The sequence below is a fragment of the Novosphingobium sp. genome, from assembly GCF_036820275.1.
GTDB lineage: Bacteria > Pseudomonadota > Alphaproteobacteria > Sphingomonadales > Sphingomonadaceae > Novosphingobium.
This window is the reverse complement of sequence record NZ_DAISLT010000009.1, coordinates 112,920-134,427: the sequence shown is the minus strand read 5'-3', so window position 1 is coordinate 134,427 and position 21,508 is coordinate 112,920. Positions and strand designations below refer to the sequence as shown.

14 protein-coding genes are annotated in these 21,508 nt (G+C 65.8%); 10 read left to right on the top strand and 4 right to left on the bottom strand.

What is annotated here, in order from left to right:
- Nucleotides 1–20: 20 nt before the first annotated feature.
- From V7066_RS09720 to V7066_RS09695, 6 genes are all read left to right on the top strand, one after another.
- Nucleotides 21–902, top strand: a complete 882-nt coding sequence (locus tag V7066_RS09720) for an XrtA system polysaccharide deacetylase (protein ID WP_334182845.1) — start codon at nucleotides 21–23, stop codon at nucleotides 900–902.
- Nucleotides 899–1,975, top strand: coding sequence for a FemAB family XrtA/PEP-CTERM system-associated protein (locus V7066_RS09715; protein WP_334182844.1), 1,077 nt, complete (start codon nucleotides 899–901; stop codon nucleotides 1,973–1,975). The genes V7066_RS09720 and V7066_RS09715 overlap by 4 nt, the downstream gene beginning before the upstream one ends.
- Nucleotides 1,975–3,201, top strand: coding sequence for a TIGR03087 family PEP-CTERM/XrtA system glycosyltransferase (locus tag V7066_RS09710; protein WP_334182843.1), 1,227 nt, complete (start codon nucleotides 1,975–1,977; stop codon nucleotides 3,199–3,201). Before V7066_RS09715 ends, V7066_RS09710 begins: the two co-directional genes overlap by 1 nt.
- Entirely contained in the window at nucleotides 3,191–4,744 is a 1,554-nt protein-coding gene (gene xrtA / locus V7066_RS09705) for an exosortase A (protein ID WP_334182842.1), read from the top strand. Before V7066_RS09710 ends, xrtA begins: the two co-directional genes overlap by 11 nt.
- 11 nt (nucleotides 4,745–4,755) lie before the next feature.
- Nucleotides 4,756–6,651 carry an XrtA/PEP-CTERM system amidotransferase gene (locus V7066_RS09700; RefSeq protein WP_334182841.1) on the top strand — a complete coding sequence of 632 codons (1,896 nt, stop codon included), beginning with the start codon at nucleotides 4,756–4,758 and terminating at the stop codon, nucleotides 6,649–6,651.
- Between the two features lie 237 nt (nucleotides 6,652–6,888).
- The gene (locus tag V7066_RS09695) at nucleotides 6,889–9,192 is read left to right on the top strand and encodes an EAL domain-containing protein (protein WP_334182840.1); all 2,304 of its coding nucleotides are present in this window, start codon (nucleotides 6,889–6,891) and stop codon (nucleotides 9,190–9,192) included.
- A gap of 384 nt (nucleotides 9,193–9,576) precedes the next feature.
- On the opposite strand, the gene zapE is transcribed toward V7066_RS09695, so the two are convergent.
- On the bottom strand, nucleotides 9,577–10,692 hold the full coding sequence (gene zapE / locus V7066_RS09690) for a cell division protein ZapE (protein ID WP_334182839.1): 1,116 nt from the start codon (nucleotides 10,690–10,692) through the stop codon (nucleotides 9,577–9,579).
- Nucleotides 10,693–10,782: 90 nt separating this feature from the next.
- A complete protein-coding gene (locus V7066_RS09685) occupies nucleotides 10,783–11,565 on the bottom strand; it encodes a succinate dehydrogenase iron-sulfur subunit (protein ID WP_334182838.1) in 783 nt (260 codons plus the stop codon).
- Between the two features lie 266 nt (nucleotides 11,566–11,831).
- On the opposite strand from V7066_RS09685, the gene V7066_RS09680 reads away from it, so the two are divergent.
- Nucleotides 11,832–12,116 carry a DUF4242 domain-containing protein gene (locus tag V7066_RS09680; protein ID WP_334182837.1) on the top strand — a complete coding sequence of 95 codons (285 nt, stop codon included), beginning with the start codon at nucleotides 11,832–11,834 and terminating at the stop codon, nucleotides 12,114–12,116.
- 104 nt (nucleotides 12,117–12,220) lie between these two features.
- Here V7066_RS09680 and V7066_RS09675 read toward each other — a convergent pair whose 3' ends face one another.
- Nucleotides 12,221–15,100: an Rne/Rng family ribonuclease gene (locus tag V7066_RS09675; RefSeq protein WP_334182836.1), complete on the bottom strand. Its 2,880-nt coding sequence runs from the start codon at nucleotides 15,098–15,100 to the stop codon at nucleotides 12,221–12,223.
- Nucleotides 15,101–15,760: 660 nt separating this feature from the next.
- On the opposite strand from V7066_RS09675, the gene V7066_RS09670 reads away from it, so the two are divergent.
- The 3 genes from V7066_RS09670 to V7066_RS09660 all read left to right on the top strand — a co-directional run bounded on the left by V7066_RS09670 (nucleotide 15,761) and on the right by V7066_RS09660 (nucleotide 20,560).
- Nucleotides 15,761–16,630 carry an N-acetylmuramoyl-L-alanine amidase family protein gene (locus V7066_RS09670; protein WP_334182835.1) on the top strand — a complete coding sequence of 290 codons (870 nt, stop codon included), beginning with the start codon at nucleotides 15,761–15,763 and terminating at the stop codon, nucleotides 16,628–16,630.
- Nucleotides 16,631–16,821: 191 nt separating this feature from the next.
- A complete protein-coding gene (locus tag V7066_RS09665; RefSeq protein WP_334182834.1) occupies nucleotides 16,822–19,368 on the top strand; it encodes a penicillin-binding protein 1A in 2,547 nt (848 codons plus the stop codon).
- Between the two features lie 85 nt (nucleotides 19,369–19,453).
- Nucleotides 19,454–20,560: an alpha/beta hydrolase gene (locus V7066_RS09660; protein WP_334182833.1), complete on the top strand. Its 1,107-nt coding sequence runs from the start codon at nucleotides 19,454–19,456 to the stop codon at nucleotides 20,558–20,560.
- An 88-nt stretch (nucleotides 20,561–20,648) separates the two neighbouring features.
- Here V7066_RS09660 and V7066_RS09655 read toward each other — a convergent pair whose 3' ends face one another.
- Entirely contained in the window at nucleotides 20,649–21,452 is an 804-nt protein-coding gene (locus V7066_RS09655; protein ID WP_334182832.1) for a helix-turn-helix domain-containing protein, read from the bottom strand.
- Nucleotides 21,453–21,508: the final 56 nt, after the last annotated feature.

Genomic DNA, 21,508 nt, shown 5'->3' with positions numbered 1-21,508 from the left:
AGCCGATGAGGATGGACGCCATGAACGACACCCGCCCCATCAACGGCCTTTCGGTCGATGTCGAGGACTGGTTCCAGGTCGGTGCCTTCGAGACGGTGATCGACCGCGCCGACTGGCCCGCCATCCGCACGCGGGTGGAGCGCAATTGCGACGATATTCTCGCGCTGTTCGACGCGGCGGGCGTCAAGGGCACGTTCTTCACTCTGGGCTGGGTTGCGGTGCGCCATCCCCGGCTGCTGCGCCGCATTGCCGAGGCGGGGCACGAGATGGCCAGCCACGGCTGGGACCATGAGCGCGTGTTCCGCATGGACGCTTCGACGTTCGCGCGCGACCTTGACATGAGCCGCAAGGCTATCGAGGACGCCGCCGGGGTCAAGGTGAGCGGCTACCGGGCGCCCAGTTTCTCCATCGACGCACGCACGCCCTGGGCTTTCGAGGTGCTGGCCGAGCAGGGCTATGCCTATAGCTCCAGCGTCGCGCCGATCGCGCACGACCATTACGGCTGGCGCGAGGCGCCGCGCTTCGCGTTCCGGCCGTTGGCGGACAGTGCGCTCGTCGAGATTCCGGTGACGACCGCGACTTTTGCCGGACGGCGACTGGCGGCGGGCGGCGGCGGGTTCTTCCGCGTGCTGCCTTACCGCTTTTCGCGCTGGGCGATCCGTCAGGTGAATGGCGAGGGGCGACCGGCGGTGTTCTACTTCCACCCCTGGGAGATCGACCCGAACCAGCCGCGCGTAGCCAATGCGTCGCTGCGTTCGCGGCTGCGGCACTATACGAACCTCGGCGTCATGGCGGGCAAGCTGCGCCAGCTGGTCGGCGAGTTCCGCTGGGGGCGGATGGACGAACTCGCCGCCCGCGAGGCCGAGCGGGCGGTTCCGCTCGAAGCAGCGCTGGCGGCATGAACGCGCCTCTCGCTCCGCTTGCGGGCGCCGTGCGGCTTGTCGATCTGGACGACCCCGGCGAAGTCGCGCGGCTGGAACTGTTCACCGCCCACCATCCGCAGGCGACGCCGTTTCATCGACCGGCCTGGTTCGTCTCGGTCGCAAAGGCGACGGGTAACCGCGCGCTGGCGCTGATCGAGGAGCGGCAGGGCGAAATCCTCGCCTTCCTGCCGCTCGATGCCATTCATTCGCCGATCTTCGGGAGGCTCCTGGCCTCGTCCGGTTTCGCGGTCGGCGGCGGGCTGCTGACGGCCGAGGGCGCCGATTCCGCAGCGCTTTTCGCGGCGCTGGAGGAACTCGCGCTGCGCCAGTCCTGCCCGAGCATCGAACTGCGCGGCGGCGTGCTGCCCGAAGCGGGGCTGGGCTGGGCGCTCAAGACCGAAAGCCACTGCAACTTCGCACGGCCCCTCGCGGCGGACGACGAAGCGCAATTGCTCGACATTCCGCGCAAGCAGCGCGCCGAAGTGCGCAAGGCTCTGGCGAACGATCTCGACGTGGAGATCGGCACGTCCGAGCGCGACCGCGCCGCGCACTATGCGGTTTTCGCCGAGAGCTACCGCAATCTCGGCACTCCGGTATTCCCGCGAGCCTTGCTCGATGCCGTGCTCGATGCGTTCGGCGAAGAGGCTGACGTGCTGACCGTGCGTCACCAAGGGCGCCCCGTTGCCGGGGTCATCACCCTCTACCATCGCGGCGCGGCCATGCCTTACTGGGGCGGCGGCACCCACGAAGCGCGCGTACTGCGCGCCAACGATCGGATGTATTACGAGCTGATGCTCCATGCCCGGCGGCGCGGATGCACGACGTTCGACTTCGGCCGCTCCAAGACCGGCAGCGGGGCCTATCACTTCAAGCGCAACTGGGGCTTCGAGCCCGAACCGCTGACTTACGCCGCCTGGACCGCGCCGGGCGCGGCGAAGCGGGAGGCCGATCCGACCAGTTCGAAGCTCTCGCTTCAGATCAGGCTCTGGCAGCGCTTGCCGCTCTCCGTGGCCAACCGGCTCGGGCCGCTTATCGCGCGCGGAATCGGCTGATGGGCGAGATCCTTTTCCTCGCGCACCGCATACCTTTCCCGCCCGACCGGGGGGACAAGATCCGCTCGCACAACGTGCTCAAGGCACTGGCGTCGCTGGCGCCGGTGCACCTCGGCTGTTTCGCGGACGATGCTGCGGATCATGCCTGCGAGGGAGAAATGGCCGCGCTGGCGGCAAGCCATCTGCTGCTCGCTCGAGGCAAGTCCCTGCCGCGCGCCGGGATCGAGGCGCTCGCCGTAGGACTGCCGCTCAGCCTGACGGCTTTCCGCGATCCCCGCATGACGCGGTGGATCGAGGGGGTTCTGAAAAACCGCCCCATCGAGACGATCTTCGTGTTCTCCGGCCAGATGGCGCAATATGTGCCGGAGAGCTTTCGCGGGCGGGTGATCGTCGATCTCGTCGATGTCGATTCGGCCAAGTTCGAGGCCTATGGCGCCGTGGGACGAGGCTTTCGCAGCTGGATGGAGCGCCGCGAGGGGCGGCTCCTGCGCGCCGAGGAAGCGCGCATCGCGCGCCGTGCCGACCGCACCTTGCTCGTCAGCAAGGCCGAGGCGGCGCTCTTCGCTGCGCGACTGGACGATCGGGCCTCTACGGTCGAGGCCATGGGCAACGGCATCGACAGCGCGCTGTTCGATCCCACGGGCGTCGCACCGGAGCCGCGCATGGCGGCGATCTCGGGGCCGCGCCTCGTGTTCACCGGCCAGATGGACTACGCGCCCAATGTCGCAGCGGTGGAGCGGGCGATCACGCGCATCCTGCCGTTGGTCCGCGCCCGCTGCCCCGATGCCAGCCTGCATGTCGTCGGGCGCAATCCGCCGCCTTCGCTGCTCGCCCGGCACGGCCGCGAGAGCGTTCACGTCTGGGGCCGTGTCGAGGATATCCGGCCCTGGCTTACTGCTGCGGACATGGCGCTGGTGCCGCTGGAGATGGCGCGCGGCGTGCAGAACAAGGTGCTGGAGGCGATGGCGATGGAACTGCCGGTCGTGCTCTCGCCGGGGGCGGCAACCGGCATCGAGGCCGAGGATGGACGCCATTTCGTCGTGGCGGAAAGCGACGCGGCGCTGGCCGATGCCGTCATCGCACTGGCCGAGGACCGCGACCGCCGCCACGCCATGGGGCAGGCCGCCCGCGCGTGGATTTGCACCCATGCCAGTTGGGAGTCCGCGCTGGCTGTGCTGCCGCGCATGATCGGCATGGAGAAGGAAAGCCTGATCGATGCCGCCTGAAACCTTGGCTGCGAATGCGCCCCCGGGTTGGCACTGGCGGGACGTGCCCGCGCCGTGGCGCGCCGCTCTGATCCGCTGGAGTATCGCCGCATCCGCCTTGCTCGCCGCCTTCTTCGGCGACTGGGCGGCGATGGCGCGGCAGTGGTGGGATATCTCGACCTACAATCACATCGTGCTGATCCCGCCGATCCTCTGCTGGCTGGTCTGGCAGCGGCGCGGCGAATTGACGAAGCTGGTGCCGCTCTGCTGGTGGCCGGGACTGATCCCGATGGCGGGCGCGGCATTCCTCTGGCTGCTCGGCGCGCTGTCCGGCCTCGATCTGGCGCGGCAGGCAGGCGCGGTGGCGATGCTCGGCGCGACGGTTCCACTGGTGCTCGGGCCGCGGGTGACGGCGGCGCTGTTCTTCCCGCTCTGCTACATGGCGTTCCTGGTGCCGGTGGGCGAGGAACTGGTCGAAGTGCTCCAGACCATCACCGCGAAGATCACGGTAGCGCTCACCCATGTCAGCGGCATTCCCGCGACGATCGACGGCGTGTTCATCGATACCCCCGCCGGTCTCTTCGAAGTGGCGGAGGCCTGTTCCGGCGTGAAGTTCCTGATCGCGATGATCGCTTTCGGCGCGCTCGCCTGCAATGTCTGCTTCACCAGTTGGCGCCGCCGTGCGGCGATGATGCTGGCCTGCCTGCTGGTGCCGATCCTGGCCAACGGCGTGCGCGCCTGGGGCACGATCTACGCCGCGCAGATCGTCGGGGTGGAGAAGGCGGCGGGCTTCGATCATATCGTCTACGGCTGGGTTTTCTTCGCCGTCGTGCTCGCGCTGGTGATCGCGGGCGCCTGGCGCTTCTTCGACCGACCGCTCGACACGCCGATGATCGATGCCGCCGTCATCGCAAGTTCGCCGGTTTTGGGCCGGCTCGAACATGCGCGCGTGCCGGCCGCGATCGCACTGGCTGCTCTGGCGCTGATGCTGACGGGCGCAAAGGCCTGGGCGCATCTCGGTGACACGCTCGCCGCGCCGCTGCCCGACCGGATCGACTTGCCGCAAGTCCCCGGCTGGAAGCGCGTGGACTACACTCCGGCAATCTGGTGGGAACCGCGCGCGGAAGGCGCCGACCACCGCCTGCTCGGCCGTTATGCCGATGGCGAAGGTCGCACGGTCGATGTTTTCGTGGCGCTCTACGCCGGGCAGGGCGAGGGCCGCGAGGCGGGCGGCTTCGGGCAGGGCGCCCTGACTCCCGGCACCGCTTGGTCATGGCAGTCGCCCGGACCCGCATTCGGAGAAGGCCGCAGCGAGCGCCTGCTGGGCGGCGGCAAGGTCGAGCGGCTCGCCGTGACCTGGTATCGCACCGGAGACCTAGCGAGCGGCAGCAATGCGCGCCTCAAGCTCGCCGTCATCGGCGGAAACCTGCGTCTCCACGCACGGCCCACGGCCATGCTGATCCTCTCGTCGGAAAGCCGGGACGCCGCCGATGCGATTGCTCGTTTCCAGGCCGCGAATGGGCCGACCGGCACGTGGATGGACCGCGTGACCGGGCTCCGCTAGGCCAAGCACTTATGTGTGGCATCGCCGGTATCTATCATCTCGAAACGCCCAAGCCGGTGGACCCGGCGCGGGTAGAGGCCATGTGCGACGCGCTGGCGCATCGCGGGCCGGACGGCAGCGGCGTCTGGACCGCACCCGGCGTGGGGCTGGGCCATCTGCGCCTCTCGATCATCGACGTGGCGGGGTCGCCGCAGCCGATGCCCTCGCCGGACGGGCGGGCGATGCTCGTCTTCAACGGCGAGATCTACAACTACCGCGAATTGCGACGCGAACTGCGTGCGACAGGCGCGGAGTTCCGCACCGACGGCGACAGCGAGGTGATTCTCGCCGCCTGGCAGCGCTGGGGTCCGGACTGCGTCACCCACCTCCACGGCATGTTCGCCTTCGCGATCTACGATATCGAGGCGCGCACCCTGTTTCTCGCGCGGGACCGGTTGGGGGTGAAGCCGCTGTTCCTCGCACCGCTGAGCGACGGCAGCCTCGCCTTCGGGTCGGAACTCAAGGCGCTGCTCGCCCATCCCCTGCTGCGCCGCGAGATCGATCCGCTGGCGGTCGAGGATTATCTCGCCTGGGGCTACGTGCCCGATACGCGCTCGATCCTGAAAGGCGTGACCAAGCTGCCCGCGGGCCATTCGCTGCTGCTGCGCCACGGCGCGCCGCTGCCCCGGCCGGTCCAGTGGTGGGACATTTCCTTCGCCGAGCGCCGCAAGGGCAGGGTGGAGGACCTCGAAGCGGAACTGCTCCACCTGCTGCGCGAGGCGGTTACTTCGCGCATGGTTGCCGATGTGCCGCTGGGCGCCTTCCTCTCCGGCGGGGTGGACAGTTCCAGCGTCGTCGCCCTCATGGCCGAAGCGAGCGGGCAGCCGGTCAAGACCTGCTCGATCGGCTTCGACGTCGCCGCGCTCGACGAGAGCGGCTATGCGACACAGATCGCCCGGCAGTTCGGCACCGATCACCGCGCCCGGCAGGTCTCGCCCGATGATTTCGAGGCCATTGGCGGTCTTGCCGCGATGTTCGACGAGCCTTTCGCGGATGCTTCCGCGCTACCGACCTGGCGCGTCTGCCAGCTGGCGCGCGAATCGGTGACTGTCGCGCTCTCCGGTGACGGCGCGGACGAGGCTTTTGCAGGTTATCGCCGTCATATTTTCCAGCGCAGCGAGGATCGCGTGCGCGGGCTGATCCCGCAGGCGATTCGCGGGCCGGTGTTCGGCACGCTTGGGGCGCTCTATCCGAAGGCGGACTGGGCGCCGCGCCCACTGCGGGCAAAATCCACGCTGCTCTCGCTCGCGGCGGACAGTGCGGAAGGCTACGCCCGCTCCATCGGCTTCACGCCGCCGGAACTGCGGGACAGGCTCTATTCGGACGATTTCCGCCGCCTGCGCGGAGGCTATCGCGCCGAGCAAACCGTGCTCGACCTGATGCGTGCTGCTCCGGCCCGTTCGGGGTTGGACCGGGCACAATATGCCGATCTCAAGCACTGGCTTCCCGGCGATATCCTGACCAAGGTGGACCGTGCGAGCATGGCGGTCAGCCTCGAAGCGCGTGAGCCGCTGCTGGACCATCGCCTGATCGAATTCGCCGCGCGTCTCCCGGAAAGCATGCGCGTGCGCGGCGGACAGGGGAAGTGGCTGATGAAGCGCACCATGCGACGCTTCCTGCCGGAACCGATTCTCTATCGGCCCAAGCAGGGCTTCGTCACGCCGATCGCGCAGTGGTTCCGGGGACCTCTGGCGCAGTCCGCCCGCGAAATCGCTTCCAGCGCGACCCTGGCTCGAACCGGCTGGTTCGATGCACCGCGCCTCGGGGGGCTTGTCGAGGATCATATTTCCGGCAAAAGCGATCATTCGCGCCTGCTCTGGCAGCTGCTGATGCTCGAGCGGTCGCTGGCGCATTTGGGCATAGCCTGATTTTGCCCCTTTCCCCACGGTTTAGCTAAGCTAACCAGAGGCGGAAGAAATCTATCGTGAAGATGGATTAACCTAACTTCTTCTTAGGACCTTTGCTCTAGTCCGGGCAGCGACAACGCCATCGCAGGACGTCCATGAACAGAGCAGGTCGTCATTACACGATTGAAAAGCGGACGCTTTCCGCCGAGGACATCCATGTCCTGCGAATGAGCGCAGAGGGGAAGAATTTGCGAGGGCATGATGTCTGACCTCCGCGCGCGGATCGCGAAGATCTGGAAAAGCGCCCGGTTCCGGATCGTCTTCTGGGCGGCGCTGACCGGCGTCCTGCTGGGCGTGACCGGCGCGGCCCTGCCGCTCGAGGACGTTCTGGTGAACGGCCGCACCTGGCTGCGTATGCACCCATCCAAGGGCGAGATCGTCATGGTCTTGCAGGATGGCAAGACGCTTGAGGAACTGGAGGTTCTCGACGTTACTCGCGGGAACGATGCGCAGGTCATCCGCAACTTGCAGGGCGCCGGGGTCAAGCGCGTGTTCGTGGATCGCTTCCTGACCGATAACGCCAAGGATCCTGGCCGCGATGAGTTCCTGGAAGCACTCAAGGCGTTTCCAAACCGCGTGTTCCTGGGGGCCATGCCCGCCAAGGACGGGCCGCGGGGCAATTATGCCGCTGCGACCCCGTCGCACGCGTTTCTTGAGAATGCCGATGCCGTTTCGCTGCTGGCGCTGGATCATCCCTTCAACCTGAGCATCAGCCTGCCATTTTCGTCTGGAAGTCCGGTAGGCGACATACCGAGTCTGGCGGCAAAGATCGCCGGGGTGTCGAGACCCAGCGACCGCGTTTTTCGTCCGGATTACGCCATCGATTACACGACCATCCCGACAGTGAGCTACGTCGACATCCTGAAGGGACGGTTCGACAAGACAGCCATTCGCGGTAAGGACGTGATCATTGCACCGAGTGCGGAAGTCTATCATGACCTCCACACGTTGCCCGCGCAGGGTTATGCCCCCGGTGCATTTTTCCACGCTATTGCCGCGGAAACCCTGAAGGAAGGCGTTCCGATCGAATTGGGGTGGCTTCCCGCCTTCCTCGTGGTGTTTGGCGTCATCCTGACCGGCCTCGGACGCGGCCGTGTTCTCGATATCTATCGTTTTACGGGCCTGGTCGCCGTTCTGATCGTGGCGCCGCTGGCACTCGATCAGTTCCGTATCCAGGTGGACATCGTTCCCGCAATCGCCATGGCGGCCGTAGCTGTGTTCCGCATGCGCAATCTCGACCGTGTAGAGGTGGCTGGGGAGACCAATTCGGGTTCAGGCCTGCCCAGCGTGCAGGTCCTGCGCAAGTACGATGCGGTGTCGAGCCGCATTCTCGTGGCGCTTCAAATCCGCAACTACGGCGCGATCATCGGCAGTTTCGCGGAGCATGTCGAAGGCCAGGTCGCCAACGAGATCGTGCGCCGCATCCGCATCAGTGACAGCGAAGTCACGGTCTATCACGAAGGCGGCATGTTCATGTGGCTCTCGACGATCCGTAGTACCTTCGATTTGTTCGAGAATCTTGAAGGCCTGCACCGGATCGTCCAGAACGGCATTCAGGTCGGCGGACTCGATATCGACCTCTCGTTCAACTGCGGCATCGATTCGGAGTTTGACAGGCCGGTTTCCAGCCGCGTCGCCAGCGCCATGCAGTCGGCCGAGGAAGCCGTGCGCAACGACGAACTCGTCTACAAGTTCGACAGCCGCAAGCACGAGGCGCAGTGGGAAATCTCGCTGCTCACCCAGCTCGACCGCGCGATCGACAACGGCGAGGTATGGGTGGCCTATCAGCCCAAGCTCGACGTTGCCAGCAATCGGGTGACCGGCGCCGAGGCGCTTGTACGCTGGACCCACCCGGAGCGCGGTCCGATCAGTCCGGACAAGTTCATCCGCATTGCCGAGGAATTCCACCGAATCGAGCGAATCACGCGGTTCGTGATCGACGATGCCGTGCGCTCGGCGGTCGAACTGCGCCGCCATGGTTTCGACATGACGATGTCGGTCAACATCTCCGCCCAACTCCTGCGCAATCCGGGGCTACCCGGCATGATCGCGGAAATCCTCGCGACTTATGGTTTGCCCGCGGACAAGCTGATTCTGGAAATCACCGAGACCGACCGTCTCGACCGAAGCTCGCGGACGTTCCAGATGCTTCAGAAGCTCGTCCAGTCCGGTCTCCATCTCTCGATCGACGATTTCGGCACCGGCAACGCGACGATCGACTACTTGCGCTATCTCCCCGCGACCGAGGTCAAGATCGACAAGGTCTTCATTCAGGCGATGGAAGGGAACAAGGAAGACCTCCTGCTCGTGCAATCCATCATCGAAATGGCCCACTCGCAGGACCGGGTCGTGGTGGCCGAAGGTGTCGAGACCCAGGCGGCCCTGGAAATCCTGCGCGCGATGCAGTGCGACGCGATCCAGGGCTACTACGTCAGCCGTCCAGTCCCATTCCGGGATCTCCTCACGCAAATCGTGGGGAGAGAGCCGCGACGAACTGGTTAAAAAAGTCTTGATGACTTTTTAACCTATTGTTATCCATGTGCTCAGCCGCAACATAGCGGCGGTTCACATGGGGTAATGTTATGTACAGCTGGAACTGGGGCAGCCTCGGCCGCTAATAACCAATCGGGTGCGGCACTTCGCAAGAAGTGCCGCACTTTCTCGTTCTAGGCTCTCGAAAATCCAATGAATCAGGGCTTTAGTGCGGATATGGCGTGTTCGAAGAACATGCTGACGTCCTCTCCGACATCGGAGCAGGGCGTTTTTTATTGCTGCCAGTCTGTTAACGACTTGAAGCGGAGACGCTTTGTTCGGGCGAGAATCGTTGCTCGCGAAAGCATTTGGAAGCTCTCGCGTTAACGTTTGATTCGCAGACTGTTAACGATTTCAGTCTTCGCCGTGGCCCATGGCGAGGTAATCGGCGCTCTGCATCTCGTTGAGACGGCTGACCGTGCGCTCGAATTCGAAGCGGCCGTCTCCGGCCTCGTAGAGGTCTTCCGGAGCCGCATCGGCGGCTGCGATCAGCTTGACCTTGTTCTCGTAGAGCGCGTCGATCAGAGTCACGAAGCGCGCGGCTTCGTTGCGGCGGTCGGGGCCCATCTTCGGGATCCCCATGATGAGGACCGTATGATAGGCGCGGGCGATCGCCAGATAGTCCGCAGCACCGCGCGCCTCTCCGCAGAGGCGCTTGAAGCTGAACACGCCCACGCCCTTGAGGCTTTTGGGGACGTGCAGCATGCGCCCACCGCCTACATCGAGGTCGGCCGAGGGCACGTGTTCGCTGTCTTCCGGCGGATAGTCGGTCAGGCGATAGAAGACCTCACGCGCCTGTTCCGTGGCTTCCTCGCCCAGCGGATGGTACCAGGTCGCCATGCCGCCGAGGCGGTGTAGGCGATAGTCGGTCGGGCCGTTGAGCGTCAGGACGTCCAGTTCCTTCTCGATCAGGTCGATGAAGGGCAGGAAATGCTCGCGGTTGAGGCCGTTCTTGTAGAGATCCTTCGGCGCCCGGTTCGACGTGGTGACGATCGTCACCCCTTCGTCGAGAATGAGGTGGGTGAACAGCCGGCTCATGATCATGGCATCGGCTGAATTGTTCACGACCATCTCGTCGAAGGCGAGAACGCGCACATTACGGGCGATCGTCGCCGCGACGGGCGGTATCGGGTCGCCGCTTTCCTTGCGGCGCTCTTCACGCAGCAACGCGTGGACTTCCAGCATGAAGGCGTGGAAGTGAATGCGGCGCTTTTCTTCGATGTCGAGGGTCTGGTGGAACAGGTCCATCAGCATCGACTTGCCGCGCCCGACGCCGCCCCACATGTAGAGGCCGCGCGGGGAGGGGGCCTTCTTGCCCAGGAGCTTGCCGAACAGGCCGGTGGACGTCCGCGCCTTGTAGATTTCGCGCTGAAGCTGGTTCAGCCGCTCCGCGGCGGCGGCCTGTTCCGGATCGGAACGAAGCTCGCCGGTCGCGACCAGCGTTTCGTAGCGTTCGAGCATCGCGGTCATCGCACGTCCCCCTTGAAGGGACGGCCTGCGACGGGAGCTGGTTCGAACGACACGGGGTCAGTGCGCTTGAGAGAGGCCGGGTCCGAAGACTTAGACCTGACGCTCGGCCTGCATCTTCTTGATTTCGGCGATCGCACGCGCGGGCGAGAGGCCCTTGGGGCAGACGTTCGCGCAGTTCATGATCGTGTGGCAGCGGTAGAGACGGAAGGGGTCTTCCAGCTCGTCCAGGCGCTCACCGGTCATTTCGTCGCGGCTGTCGGCCAGCCAGCGATAGGCCTGAAGCAGGATCGCCGGGCCGAGGAACTTGTCGGAATTCCACCAGTAGCTCGGGCACGAGGTCGAGCAGCAGGCGCAGAGAATGCACTCGTAGAGACCGTCCAGCTTCTCGCGCTGTTCGGGGCTCTGGAGGCGCTCCTTACCCGAAGGCGTGGTCGAAACCGTTTGCAGCCAAGGACGGATCGAGGCGTACTGCGCGTAGAAGTGCGTGAAGTCGGGAACGAGGTCCTTGATGACTTCCATGTGCGGCAGCGGGGTGATGCGGATATCGCCCTTGAGGTCCTCGATCGCCGTCGTGCAGGCGAGGCCGTTCGAGCCGTTCATGTTCATCGCGCAGGAACCGCAGATACCTTCGCGGCACGAGCGGCGGAAGGTCAGCGTCGAATCCATCTCGTTCTTGATCTTGATGATCGCGTCGAGAACCATCGGGCCGCAGTTGTCGAGATCGATCTCGAAGCTGTCGTAGCGCGGGTTCTCGCCCGAATCCGGATCGTAGCGGTAGACGGTGAACTTCTTGACGCGGGCGGCGCCCTCGGCCTTGTGAACCTTGCCCTGCTTCTTGATCTTGCTGTTGGCCGGGAGGGTGAAGCTCGCCATGAAGAAATCCCCGTGATCTTGCACTGCGGCACGAACCGCGACTGTGAATGTCCCCTTAGCGATTCAACCGCGCGGGGCAAGGGCCAGAGTGCGTGTGATAGCGGTTTCGTGGTCTCAGGGTGTTGCAAATCGGTCCTGCGGGATTGCGGCAGGCGAATGATTCCCGGCGCGGAGCCGACGGAACGGGCGTATGATCGCCCGGTGCAATGGTCCGCGGGCCAGGCTCGCAGCCCAGTGCGCGGTCCCCAACCGATGGGAGAGCGACGATGATGAAGCGCTATGTGATCGAACGCGACTTGCCCGGCGTGGGCGCGATGAGCGGGGCGGAACTCGGCGGTGCGGCGCGGACCTCCAATGCGGCTCTGGCGCGAATACCCGGCGTGCAATGGGAGCATTCCTATGTCGCCGGCGACAAGACCTTCTGCATCTACCTGGCCGAGAACGAGGAACGGATTCGCGAACATGCGGAGCTGTCCGGCTTTCCGGCGACGCGCATTACCGAGATTGCGGCGATCATTGATCCGACGACCGAAAGCAGCTGCGCGATCTGAGAATTGGGCCAATCGGCCGGGATAACAAAAAGGCCCCGCACGCTGCCGTGCGGGGCCTTGATGATCTTGCCGGGAGGAGGGCGGCCTGGACCGCCCTCGCGCCGTCAATTGCCGAAGGTGCGCTGCCACCAGCCGCGACGGGGTGCCGAAGCGTCGTCCGAAGAATCGGCCGCGACGGTCTCGTCGTTGGCAGGGGCAGCCGTGACGGGCTCTTCCGTCACCGGCTCGGCAGCGGCCTTGGGGGCGGCAGCCTTGGGCTTCGCCCGGGTTGCGGTCTTGCGTGCAGGCTTGGCCGGGGTTTCGGCGGTGTCTGCCTTCTTGGCGCGGGTGCGCTTCGGCTTGGCAGGCGCTTCCTCGGCGGCCGGAGCTTCGACAGGTGCTTCGGCGGTTTCCTCGGCGACCTCTACCTTCTTGCGGCGGGTGCGCTTCGGCTTGGCCGGAGCCTCTTCCTCGGCGGCAGGCGCTTCGGCAGCAGGGGCTTCAGCCACCGTTTCGACCGTCTCGGCCTTCTTACGGCGGGTGCGCTTCGGCTTGGCCGGAGCTTCTTCCTCGGCGGCAGGCGCTTCGACAGCCGGGGCTTCAGCCACCGCTTCGACCGTTTCGGCCTTCTTGCGACGGGTGCGCTTCGGCTTGGCGGGCGCTTCCTCAGCCTCGACGACCGGTTCGGTGGCAACCAGCACTTCGGCGACGACTTCGACCGGTTCTTCGGCTTCGGTCACGGCCTCGGCCGCTTCCTCGCCACCGTTCTCGGCGCCTTCACCGTTCTCGTCGCGACGTCCGCGCCGGCGACGGCCACCACGGCGGCGACGCTTGCGCGGAGCCTCCGAGTCGTCACCTTCCGCGACAGGCGCGAATTCGCCGTCGGTTTCGGCATCCGCTTCGCCTTCATCGGCAGCGGCTTCAGCTTCGATATCAGCCTCACCTTCGCCTTCGGCCTCGAATTCGGAGCCTTCTTCCGAGCCGTTTTCGTCGCGGCGGTCGCGGCCGCGGCCCCGACGACGCTTGCGACGCTTGCGGCGCGAACCGCCTTCGTCATCGTCACGGGCTTCACCGCGCGATCCGCCCGAACCACGCGCTTCCTCGCGCTCTTCTTCCTCGAACTCGTCCTCGTCGTCGATGAAGTCATCCTCGACGTCTTCGGCGATCGGATCGAAGCGCGGAACGAACTCGTTGCGCGGGCCGGACGAGATCACGCGCATCTTCGCGCCTTCGTTCTCGCCTTCGGGGATTACTTCGACGTTGACGCCGTAGCGGTCCTCGATGTCGGCCAGGTCGGCGCGCTTGGCGTTGAGCAGGTAGATCGCCGCTTCGGTCGAGGCGAAGAGCGAAACCACGACGCCCTTGCCCTTGGCCGCTTCGTCTTCGATCAGACGCAGCGCCGAGAGGCCCGCCGAGCTGGCGGTGCGGACGAGGCCGGTGCCGTCGCAATGCGGGCAGGAGCGGGTGGTCGCTTCCAGCACGCCGGTGCGCAGGCGCTGGCGGCTCATTTCCATCAGGCCGAAGCTGGAAATGCGGCCGACCTGGATGCGGGCGCGGTCGTTCTTGAGCGCTTCCTTGACCGCCTTCTCGACCTTGCGGACGTTGGAGCCGTACTCCATGTCGATGAAGTCGATCACGACTAGACCGGCCATGTCGCGCAGGCGAAGCTGGCGGGCGATTTCCTGCGCGGCTTCGAGGTTGGTGGCGACCGCCGTCTGCTCGATGCCGTGCTCCTTGGTGGCGCGGCCCGAGTTGATGTCGATCGAGACCAGCGCCTCGGTCGGGTTGATGACGATGTAGCCGCCCGAGCGCAGCTGCACGACCGGGTCGTACATCGCGGTGAGCTGGTCTTCGGCGCCGTAGCGCTGGAACAGCGGCACGGGGTCGGAATAGGGCTTAACCTTGCGGCCGTGGCTCGGCATCAGGAGCTTCATGAAGTCCTTGGCCGCGCGGTAGCCTTCCTCGCCCTCGACCACGACTTCCTCGATATCGCGGTTATAGATGTCGCGGATGGCGCGCTTGATCAGGTCGCTGTCCGAATGGATCAGCGCCGGTGCGGCCGAACGCATCGTCTGTTCGCGCAGCTCGTCCCAGAGGCGGGCGAGGTAGTCGAAGTCGCGCTTGATCTCGGTCTTGGTGCGCTGGAGGCCGGCGGTGCGGACGATGCAGCCCATCGAGCGCGGCAGGTCCATTTCGGCGATGATCGACTTCAGGCGCTTGCGGTCCGAGGCCGAGCTGATCTTGCGGCTGATGCCGCCGCCATGGCTCGAATTCGGCATGAGCACGCAGTAGCGGCCCGCGAGGCTGAGGTAGGTGGTGAGGGCCGCGCCCTTGTTGCCGCGTTCTTCCTTGACGACCTGCACCAACAGCACCTGGCGGCGGTGGATCACGTCCTGGATCTTGTAGCGACGGCGCAGCGCCATGCGCTTGGCGCGCAGCTCGTCGGCTTCCTTCGAGCGACCGCCGCTGCGGCCACCCTGGCGGCGACCACGGCCGCGGCGGCCACGGCCACCGTTCTCTTCCTCGGACGCTTCTTCCTCGGCGGTTTCGAAGCCGTTCTCGACGGCGCCGTCCTCGATCGTGGCGACCTGGTCCTTTTCGGACGTGTCGACTTCGGTCAGGCCGCCGTCCGAGTAACCATCGGCATCGTAGCCTTCGCCGCCGTCTTCGTCCTCGTCGTCGCCTTCCGAAGCGCGCAGGGCGGCTTCTTCCTCGGCATGGGCGGCTTCTTCCGCCAGCAGGGCCTCGCGGTCCTCCTTGGGGATCTGGTAGTAGTCGGGATGGATTTCGCTGAAGGCAAGGAAGCCGTGGCGATTGCCGCCGAAATCGACGAACGCCGCCTGGAGCGAAGGTTCCACGCGGGTGACCTTCGCCAGGTAGATGTTGCCCTTTATCTGCTTCTTGTCGGCCGATTCGAAATCGAACTCTTCAATGCGATTTCCCTTGAGTACCGCCACCCGCGTTTCTTCCGGGTGGCGCGCATCGATGAGCATGCGCGTTGCCATTGTATAATCTCCGTACGCGCTCTGCCCCGGCCGGATCAGCCAGGGTGGCGCGTGTCTGTGCGATGGTGCCCGCCGTGAGGACATGAGGCCTGCCGGATGCGGCAAGGCCAGCCTCGAAACGGCTTGTCTCCAAGCGGGCATGGGTAAGGTGTGAAACGGGGCAATCCAGCGCCCCGAGTGCGACGGTTTTTCTGTCTGCCGCGCCGGAGGGCGCGGTGGTGCCTGCGGTCTTGCGGCGAAGTGCCGAGAGACTTGCGGGCGTGTCTGCGAGCGGAAGTGCGCGTGGCGAATTCGGACACGCGAAGAATTGCGCCCACACCGCCACCGCCCTTTCGGGCGTCGGCTGGCAAGGCGGCAATTGGCTTCTCATCTCTCGCGTCAACCTGTTCGATCCGGAACGAATTTTCCGGTTTTTGACGACCGGGACTGGCTCGACCGATCCTGCCCGGCACCATTCGAGAGGCGTCTTTCCGGATTGCGAGGACCGGAGCTTGTTTGGCCCGGGTCGGAACGGCCTAGCATCCAAGACACTGTACGGCAAGTTCATTGCCGAACTGTGTGTCATATCGCCTTCGGAATTGCGGGCAGTCGCGTGAAATCGGGGGAAAAGCGCGTGCCAGCGGGATTGCGGGGCGGGCGGGGCAATCCTAGGCAGAAGCGATGTCGCGCCCCGTCCAGCTCGCCATGATCCTGTCGGCGCCTCTGGCGCTGGTGATCGCGTTGTGGGTGCTCTGGCCGCGTTTCGTCCTTTCGCCCCGCGCTCTCGATTACGTCGTCCGCTTCGACCTGCCGGACGGCAACATGCCGGTCGATCTGCCGCGCGTGGACGGACCGCCCGACGCCAGCCGTCCGCTCGTGGTGATCGATGCCGGGCACGGCGGCTTCGATCCCGGTGCCGGGCAGGGCGATCTCAAGGAAAAGACCGTGGCGCTGCGGATCGCCACCGCCTTGCGCAATCGCCTGCTCGAAGGCGGCGGTATCCGCGTGGCGATGACCCGCGATGCCGACCGCTTCATCGCCCTGCCGGATCGGCCGGACATCGCGCGCCGTCTGGGCGCCGATCTCTTCGTGTCGATCCACGCCGACAGCGCCGACGCCGATTCCGCGCGGGGTGCCAGCGTCTATGTCCTCTCCGAGAAGGGATCCAGCGAGGCGGCCGAGCGTTTCGCCGCGCGCGAGAACCAGGCCGGGCGGGTCAACGGCGTGGCGCTGGCGCAGACCAGCCAGACGGTCGGCGCGATCCTGCTCGATCTTTCGCAGCGGGGGACGCAATCGGGATCGACGCAAGTGGGCGAACTGGTCCTGCGCGAGATGCGCGGCGCCGGACTCGGCCTGCACCGCGACGAGGTGCAGACCGCCGCGCTTGCCGTGCTCAAGGCCCCGGACATTCCCTCGATCCTGTTCGAGACCGGCTATATCAACAACCCGGCGGACGCCGAACTGCTTGGTTCGCGCAAGGGGCAGCAGGCGCTGGCCGACGCCGCCGCCCGCGCCATCCGTGCCTATTTCGCGCGCAAGGGCGGGGCGTGAAACGGAACTGCTGGCAGAGCCAGCGCTGCGACGAAAAGAGTGCCGGGCGTCTGGCCTTGCCGGAAAAGGGCGTGCTAGGGCGTGAGGCGTTCGACCGGAGCGGCTCAGTCTCCGATTAATCTGTTGTTGCCGCATTTTCCGGACGCTCGGTGTTTCCACCTGACCCGAAAATGCTCTAGAGGGCAGTCGAAATGACCGACGAGATCATCGACAACGGCGCCGAGCAGCCGCCCGAGGACGCCCATTATCGCATCCATCGCGGCGCCGGTTCGCGCTTTGCCCGCCCCTTCGCCGCGCTCGGCGGAGCCTGGCGCGAACGCAAGTGGCTGCGGCGTTTCACGTATGTCGGCGGGGTCGGCCTCGTCGCGCTGGGCGGGCTCTACATCGCCTTCACGCACGATCTGCCGGACGCGAACAAGCTGCTCGAATACCAGCCGCCGCTGCCGACCATGGTGCGCGGCGTCGACGGCGCGATCGTCTACAGCTATGCGCGCGAGCGCCGCGTGCAGCTTCGCTATGTCGATTTCCCCAAGCCGCTGGTCGATGCCTTCCTCTCTGCCGAGGACAAGACGTTCTGGACCCACGGCGGCGTCGACGTCACCGGGCTGGGGGCCGCGGTAATCGACTATGCCTCGAAGCTGGGCACCGGCAGCCGCGCGCGGGGTGGTTCGACGATCACCCAGCAGGTGGCCAAGAACATCCTGATCGGCGACGAATATTCGGTCACCCGCAAGCTTAAGGAAATGGTGGTCGCCCGCCGCATCGAGAGCGTGCTGAACAAGCAGCAGATCCTCGAACTCTACCTCAACGAGATTCCGCTCGGCCGCCAGAGCTTCGGCGTGCAGGCGGCGGCGCGTGCCTATTTCGGCAAGGACGTCGACCAGCTCCAGCTTCACGAGGCGGCGTTCCTGGCGATCCTGCCGAAGGCGCCCGAGCGCTACGGCCGCAAGCAGTACGAGGACATGGCGATCGAGCGCCGCAACTGGGTGCTCGACCAGATGGTGACGAACGGCTGGGCCAGCCGCGCCGATGCCGATACCGCCAAGGCGCAGCCGCTCGGCCTGATCGCCCGCCGTGTGGAGACTTACCCCACCGGCAACGGCTATTTCATCGAGGAAGTACGCCGCCGCCTGATCGACCAGTACGGCGAGAAGGCTGAGGACGGCCCGAACAGCGTCTATGCGGGCGGCCTCTGGGTGCGCACCTCGCTCGATTACCAGATGCAGGACGCCGTGCGCGACGCCTTGCGCGCGGGGCTGCTGCGCTATCAGGGCGCCCGCGCCTGGTCGCGGCCGATCGCCCATATCGACGACATGAGCACTTGGCAGTCCCAGCTGATCGTCTCCAACAAGACGATCGACTACAAGGACTGGCGCGTCGGCGTGATTATCGACCGCAGCGGCTCGACCGGGCGGATCGGCTTTGCCGACGGCAACATCTCCGCACTGACCAACATTTCCGATCTTGCGAAAGTGGGCGATCTCGTGGCGGTCGCGCCGGTTTCCTCCGGCACTTACGCGGTGCGCACGATCCCCGAGGTCTCGGGCGGCATGGTCATCGAGCAGCCCGGCACCGGCCGCATCATGGCGATGCAGGGCGGGTTCGATTCCGGGCTCGATTCCTTCAACCGTGCGGTTCAGGCCGAGCGCCAGCCCGGCTCCACGATCAAGCCCTTCGTCTACGCCACCGGCCTGCAATACGGCATGACCCCGGCGACGCAGGTGCTGGACGGCACCTTCTGCGTCTATCAAGGCGGCGCGCTGGGCAACAAGTGCTTCCGCAACTTCGGCGGCGAGGGCGGCTCCGGCAGCCATACGATGCGCTGGGGCCTCGAACAGTCGCGCAACCTGATGACCGTGCGCATCGCCAACGACACCGGCATGAACCGAGTGGTGAAGACCTTCAAGACGGTCGGCATCGGCGACTACAAGCCCTACCTCTCCTTCGCGCTCGGCGCGGGCGAGACCACGGTCTCGCGGATGGTGAACGCCTATTCGGCGCTGGCCAACAACGGCGTGCAGTTCGCCTCCTCGCCGATCGACTATGTCCAGGATCGTAACGGCAAGATCATCTGGAAGTCGGACAACCGTCGCTGCGACACCTGCAACACGCCCGAGTGGGACGGCAAGCCGATGCCGCGCATCCAGCGGCGGGGCAAGCAGGTGATCGATTCGGGCACGGCCTACCAGGTCGTGCACATGCTTGAAGGCGTGGTGACGCGCGGCACCGCCGTCGTCCTGCGCGATCTCGGCATTCCGATGTTCGGCAAGACCGGCACGACCAACGGCCCGACCGACGTCTGGTTCGTCGGCGGTACGCAGGACTATGTGGGCGGTGTCTACCTCGGTTATGATACGCCGCGTTCGCTGGGCGGCTATGCCCAGGGCGGCCGCATTTCCGCGCCGATCTTCAAGCAGGTGGTCCAGGCCACCAGGGAGCGCTGGGGCACGCAGCCCTTCGTCGCGCCTGCAGGTATCCGCATGGTCCGGATCGACCGGGTCAGCGGCAAGCAGGTCATGGGCGCGGAGCCGGGCAACGACCCCAAGGCCGCGGTGATCTGGGAAGCCTTCAAGCCCGACACCGAACCGCGCCAGTATTCGCCGGAAGACGAGTTCGCCCGTCGCCGCGACGCGCTCGTCGCGCAGATTCGCGGCGTGCAGGAGGCGCGTCAGGCTGCCGCTGCGGCCAAGGCCGGAGACGTGCAGGACTTTGCCGAACAACAGGGGGGCGTTTATTGATCCGGGCTGAGGACGCTTTCACGTCTTCCGCTCGCAAAGGTTGAACTGCGCCAGTACAAAGCTCCTTCAAAACAGGGAGGACAGGATGCAGTTCGTGATCGATACGAAGAAACGCGCTTCGACTTTCGCCTATCTGGCACCGGGGCTGGGTGCTTTGCTGGTACTGGCCGTACCGACAGGGCTTGCGGCCAAGGACGCCGCTCCGGCGGTCTCGACCGCAAGGCAGGATTCCGCCGGCACCCCTTACGTTCGCCCGGACGTGGCCGCCTATCTCAAGGCCTCCAATGCCCAGCCGATGCCGGCGCTGACGGCCGAGGTCATTGCCCAGATCCGCAAGCTGCCGCCTTCCGCCATGCCTTCGCGAGACCTGCCGATCGGCAATATCGCCGTGGTGAAGGATCTCACTATGCCGGGGGGCGAGGCCGGGCCGATCGCGCTGCGTCTGTTCGATAGCCGGACGGATCGTGGACCGGGGCCGGTCGTCGTCTATTACCACGGCGGTGGCTATGTGCTCGGCAGCATCGATACCCACGCGGCTCTGGCCGCCGAGATTTCCCGTCAGCTCGATCTCCCGGTGGTCTCGGTCGAGTACCGGCTTGCACCGGAACATCCCTGGCCCGCCGCTCCCGACGACGGCGAGGCCGCCGCGCGCTGGGTCGCCGCCAACGGCAAGATTCTGGGCCGCGAAGTTACCGGCCTCGTGCTCAGCGGAGACAGTGCCGGCGGCAACCTCGCGCTGATCGCCGCGGCGGCCTTGCGTGACAAGCCGGCGGCGGTGCCGGTCATCATGCAGGTGCCGATCTATCCGGCGACGGACTTTACCCGCGACTATCCCTCCATGAAGCAGTTCGGCAATGGCTACGGTCTGGATGACAGCATGACCGCGCTGTTCCGTCAGCACTACAAGGCCGATCCGCAAAGCCTGCGCACGTCGCCTATCCTCGGCGATCTTGCGGGCTTGCCGCCGACGGTGCTGGTGACGGCGGGTCTCGATCCCTTGCGCGATCAGGGACGGGCCTATGCGGCGAAGCTCGTGGAAGCGGGCGTGCCGACCACATATTACGAGGGTCGCGGCCTGATCCACGGCTTTGCGACCTTCCGCCGGGCCGTGCCTTCGGCGCAGGCGGACACCGTGAATTTCCTCAAGCTCGCCAAGACGATGCTGGACGAGATCCAGGCCGGAACGAAGTAGCGCCGCAAGGAAAAGGGCCTCGCGAGCGAACTCGCGAGGCCCAACCTGTTCGGTGCGACCCGTTCAGGCCCGGATCGAGGCCCCGGATTCAGGCTGCATGCGGAAGCTGTTCGGGTTCCGGCATGGCGACCGGATCGGGCAGGCACTTGCGCATTGCGTCGCTCAGCGACTGGAGCAGGGCCTCCGGATTGACCTTGTCGTCCTTGCCGTAGATCACGCTGATGACCAGCGGGTGGCCTTCGGGCTGGCGCGGGACAAGGCCGGAAAGCGCGTCGGCACCGCTGCCGAAACCGGCCGGGCCGAACACGTAGCGCGGATCGCGGCAGGCATCGACGCGCGCCATCATGTCCGAGAACTGGAACTTTTCGAGTTCGCTCGCTTCGGCATTGAGGCGGCGGACCATGCCTTCGCAGCGCTGGCGGGCAATGGTCGAGAGCATGAGCAAACCAGCGCCGTTGCGGGCCAGCGGTTCCTTGATGCCTCCGGCAAGCTCGCGCGTGGCGGCGAGGGCGCGGGGGCCGTGGCGCCAGTTCACGATCTGCACGTCGAGACCGACCATCGAGGTGAGCGCGACCGAAAGCCCGGTCTGCGCCACAAGGCGGTCCATCAGGCGCACGATGCGTCCGTCGCGAACCAGTTCGGGCTGGCCCGAAGTGCCGATCAGGGCGGCGCGCGGCGTCAGGCTATAGGCGCGGGAGTACGGATCCTTGTGAAGCAGGCCCAGTTCGACGAGGCTCGACAGCAGTTCCGAGGTGCTCGACTGCGGGCGGTTGTAGCGCCGCACGATGTCCATAACGGTCGCTTCACGATGGGAATCGTCGAAGTACTCCAGCACTTCGATGACACGGCGGGCGATCTTCGCCTTGTTCGATGAGGTCGTCTTTCCAGGCATGAGGTCTCTCCTCCCTTAGGGGTGGTTATGGTGAACTCACTTCTCTCCGCGAGTCG

Excerpts from the sequence above, each read along its gene's own strand:
- V7066_RS09720 (WP_334182845.1), top strand. The coding sequence starts at position 21 with ATGAACGACACCCGCCCCATCAACGGCCTTTCGGTCGATGTCGAGGAC.
- V7066_RS09715 (WP_334182844.1), top strand. The coding sequence starts at position 899 with ATGAACGCGCCTCTCGCTCCGCTTGCGGGCGCCGTGCGGCTTGTCGAT.
- V7066_RS09710 (WP_334182843.1), top strand. The coding sequence starts at position 1,975 with ATGGGCGAGATCCTTTTCCTCGCGCACCGCATACCTTTCCCGCCCGAC.
- xrtA (WP_334182842.1), top strand. The coding sequence starts at position 3,191 with ATGCCGCCTGAAACCTTGGCTGCGAATGCGCCCCCGGGTTGGCACTGG.
- V7066_RS09700 (WP_334182841.1), top strand. The coding sequence starts at position 4,756 with ATGTGTGGCATCGCCGGTATCTATCATCTCGAAACGCCCAAGCCGGTG.
- V7066_RS09695 (WP_334182840.1), top strand. The coding sequence starts at position 6,889 with ATGATGTCTGACCTCCGCGCGCGGATCGCGAAGATCTGGAAAAGCGCC.
- zapE (WP_334182839.1), bottom strand. The coding sequence starts at position 10,692 with ATGACCGCGATGCTCGAACGCTACGAAACGCTGGTCGCGACCGGCGAG.
- V7066_RS09685 (WP_334182838.1), bottom strand. The coding sequence starts at position 11,565 with ATGGCGAGCTTCACCCTCCCGGCCAACAGCAAGATCAAGAAGCAGGGC.
- V7066_RS09680 (WP_334182837.1), top strand. The coding sequence starts at position 11,832 with ATGATGAAGCGCTATGTGATCGAACGCGACTTGCCCGGCGTGGGCGCG.
- V7066_RS09675 (WP_334182836.1), bottom strand. The coding sequence starts at position 15,100 with ATGGCAACGCGCATGCTCATCGATGCGCGCCACCCGGAAGAAACGCGG.
- V7066_RS09670 (WP_334182835.1), top strand. The coding sequence starts at position 15,761 with ATGTCGCGCCCCGTCCAGCTCGCCATGATCCTGTCGGCGCCTCTGGCG.
- V7066_RS09665 (WP_334182834.1), top strand. The coding sequence starts at position 16,822 with ATGACCGACGAGATCATCGACAACGGCGCCGAGCAGCCGCCCGAGGAC.
- V7066_RS09660 (WP_334182833.1), top strand. The coding sequence starts at position 19,454 with ATGCAGTTCGTGATCGATACGAAGAAACGCGCTTCGACTTTCGCCTAT.
- V7066_RS09655 (WP_334182832.1), bottom strand. The coding sequence starts at position 21,452 with ATGCCTGGAAAGACGACCTCATCGAACAAGGCGAAGATCGCCCGCCGT.